Below are 2,751 nucleotides of genomic sequence, written 5' to 3'. Positions count from 1 at the left end.
TTTTCGAAATAAGTTACCCATAACCTGCAAGCTAAGCTATTGATAAGATTTGAATTTTCCGTTAGTTGGTGGCTGATTTTTTCGAAAACAGTACACTAGGATTGCATCGCCTGAGATCGGATCGCCAATTAGCGCATGTCATTTGTCCAACGGCGCCCTCGCGTTTTGCGATAGTGAGGCTTGATCAATTTGGTCAAGCCATTCAAGGCACGACCTGATCTATCTCTATGAGGAAGCTTTCACGGCGGTTTTTTTTGCGTTTGCCGCGCATTCGGCGTCTGAAAGACATCTGCTGATTGGAGACTACATAACCTTTTTATGGAACCGAATCCATCTCGAGGGCCACTCAAGCACCGCAACATATTTATGACGTAGATGTATGCATACGGGAGTGTAATTTTCAGATAATCCTGGATGATCCATTGGACTCCCTACCAAACTATTTCAGCAGCAACTGGAGGAACACCAATAGGCTAAATCTCAAGCAATCACATACTCGTCAGATCAACTCAATTAGCTTTTCAGGATAACTATGATCACTCCGTCTCGATATCCAGGCATCTATATCGCCCCCCTCAGTAACGAACCGACAGCAGCTCACACATTCAAAGAACAAGCAGAGGAAGCACTTGACCATATCAGCGCAGCCCCCTCTGGCGATAAGCTATTGCGAAAAATATCCACTCTTGCCAGTCAAAAAGATAGAAAAGTCACGCTAAAAGAGATTGAAATAAATAACCAGTGTTATACCGAAGCTGTTCTAAGCAGGAGGCAACTGGAAAAGTACGGACCAGAAAACTTTAACGAGAACCGGCACATTGCATCACAGCTATCACGAAAGGGGACCTTTACCAACGGTGAAGGAAGCAACGCGATTATTGGCTGGTCACCAGACAAAGCAAGCATACGCTTAAATGAGAATGGCTCACCGTTACACCTTGGAATGGATAACGACGACAAAATCACGACCCTAGCTCATGAGCTCGTTCATGCTCGACATGTGTTAGGTGGCAGTTCCTTAGCGGATGGCGGAGATCGCTATAATCCACGTACGGGATCTGGCAAAGAGGAACTTAGGGCCGTTGGATTAGATAAGTACCGCTATTCACTTACAAAAAAACCGTCAGAGAACTCCATCCGAGCTGAACACGGTCTGCCTCTGCGCATGAAGTACAGGGCACATCAATAGGGCAACCTACTGTAAGTTATTTTTTAGCGATGAGCACAGGCGATTATATCTAATTTCGCACAGAAGGAATTAAGACAAACGCCGAATTAGGACGCCCATGATTATCGATTTTTTTCGCCTCGATTTGACTGGGCGTTCTGCCATCCAGCGTGGGTACATCATCGAGCTTGCGTATAAGCCCATCCAATTTTGCCAGGTCACCTTCGACAATAGCCCGCTCATCGGCAGTTAGAGGCACGGCCTCCAAGTAATGTCCGATGGATGCTTTACTTTCCAAGGCCTGCGCTCGGGCGCTGGCTTTAGGGACATTAAAATCACAGCCGGCACACGCCATTCGATGGGGACAACTGCTCCAGAACGGATTTGAACAATACGAATCGCCCAGATCATAAAATATATTTCACTGGCTGGTGCGAGCCGGATCGAGTGCGTTACTGAACAGCGCTTTGATCTCGGTGGGTCTGGCGTCGAACTGCTCGACCATATCCTTGATGCGGTAGCCATGGCGCGTAAGTGTTGGTTCCAGATCATCCAGTTGCCGCGACAGCAAGGATTCCACCAACTCCGCTGAGACAGGTTTTTCGCCTGTCAGGTAACCGGCCTCCAGTGCCAGGCTGATGTGCAGTTGGATTTGCAGCGGTGTGCGCAACTTGGTGGCGAGCAGATCGATGGCGTCTTCGGTCAGAATCGATTCAGCGTCAATCTTGCCCTCCGTGCAGGTCTCCAGCAGCCAGTGGATGTACTCACGCTGACTGCCAGCGATGCTGTCGAGTGAGAAGATGTCGGTGCGGTAGCCAATTTCCTCCATCGTCGGCCGGCGCAGATCGTTGCGCAGTTTGGGATGTCCGGCCAGCACCACCGACAGCCGACCGTCACCGTCCTCGACCAGCTCCATCAATCGCTTAAGCCCGGTCAGCGTATGGCCATTGAGGTCATGGGCCTCATCTACGAACAGCGCCACTGGGCGTTTGTTCTTCTTCACCAGCTCGCGCAAATCGCGCTCACGCTTTTCCCGTTGGGTCGGGATGCGTACCTGTTTTTCGGTGGACAGGTCGTAGTAGAGCGCGGCGATGAAGGTGGCCAGTTTGATGCTGTGCTTCTCAATGGCGAGGGACTTGGACACGGTGATCTTCTTCTCTGCCTCCATCACCTGTTGAAGCCGTCGCAGCATCACGGTTTTGCCACTGCCGATGACGCCACAGAGCGCAATCAAGCGGCCTTCGAAGATCGCGCCCTTGATGTCTTTGATCAGTTGCTGATGGTGGGCAGTCTCAAAATAACCGGCCTGGTTCAGCGGCAAAGTCAGCCCGTAGTGATGCATCACTTCAACCCGCATGTTCGTCTCCTGTTTTCTTGTTGCGGAAGTAGCTTCTGACGCGTTCAAGGACAACCCGTCGAATCAAGGTCTCGCTCACCACCTGGTGGATAAACGCTAGATCCTCTTTCGAAAGCTTGGCCAATGGCTGCGCCAGTTCGTTGGCGACGGCCAGCTTGGCGGCGATAACACTGGGAAAGTGGTACTCATGCGCTTCGGCATCGAAGGGCAGACGTGGCAACTCCAC

3 protein-coding genes and 1 pseudogene are annotated in these 2,751 nt (G+C 50.9%); 1 reads left to right on the top strand and 3 read right to left on the bottom strand.

Annotated features, from left to right (window positions below; genetic code table 11):
• The first annotated feature begins 532 nt into the window (after window positions 1–532).
• Window positions 533–1,189 carry a XopG/HopH/AvrPtoH family type III secretion system effector gene (gene xopG, locus DW49_RS1000000131460; protein WP_005614674.1) on the top strand — a complete coding sequence of 219 codons (657 nt, stop codon included), beginning with the start codon at window positions 533–535 and terminating at the stop codon, window positions 1,187–1,189.
• Window positions 1,190–1,238: 49 nt separating this feature from the next.
• On the opposite strand, the gene DW49_RS1000000131455 is transcribed toward xopG, so the two are convergent.
• The 3 genes and pseudogenes from DW49_RS1000000131455 to DW49_RS0127625 form a co-directional block, all read right to left on the bottom strand.
• Window positions 1,239–1,466 (bottom strand): site-specific recombinase, encoded by a 228-nt coding sequence (locus DW49_RS1000000131455; protein ID WP_229687573.1) that lies wholly within the window; start codon window positions 1,464–1,466, stop codon window positions 1,239–1,241.
• 123 nt (window positions 1,467–1,589) lie between these two features.
• Window positions 1,590–2,525, bottom strand: coding sequence for an ExeA family protein (locus DW49_RS0127630; RefSeq protein WP_024421546.1), 936 nt, complete (start codon window positions 2,523–2,525; stop codon window positions 1,590–1,592).
• Window positions 2,515–2,751: pseudogene (locus DW49_RS0127625) on the bottom strand (IS481 family transposase); the annotation flags it as partial. The gene DW49_RS0127630 and the pseudogene DW49_RS0127625, both read right to left, overlap by 11 nt.

The organism is Pseudomonas avellanae BPIC 631 (genome assembly GCF_000444135.1).
Classification (GTDB): Bacteria; Pseudomonadota; Gammaproteobacteria; order Pseudomonadales; family Pseudomonadaceae; genus Aquipseudomonas; species Aquipseudomonas avellanae.
Note: the sequence above shows the minus strand (reverse complement) of the source record. Positions and strands in the feature narration are given on the sequence as shown.

Excerpts from the sequence above, each read along its gene's own strand:
- xopG (WP_005614674.1), top strand. The coding sequence starts at position 533 with ATGATCACTCCGTCTCGATATCCAGGCATCTATATCGCCCCCCTCAGT.
- DW49_RS0127630 (WP_024421546.1), bottom strand. The coding sequence starts at position 2,525 with ATGCGGGTTGAAGTGATGCATCACTACGGGCTGACTTTGCCGCTGAAC.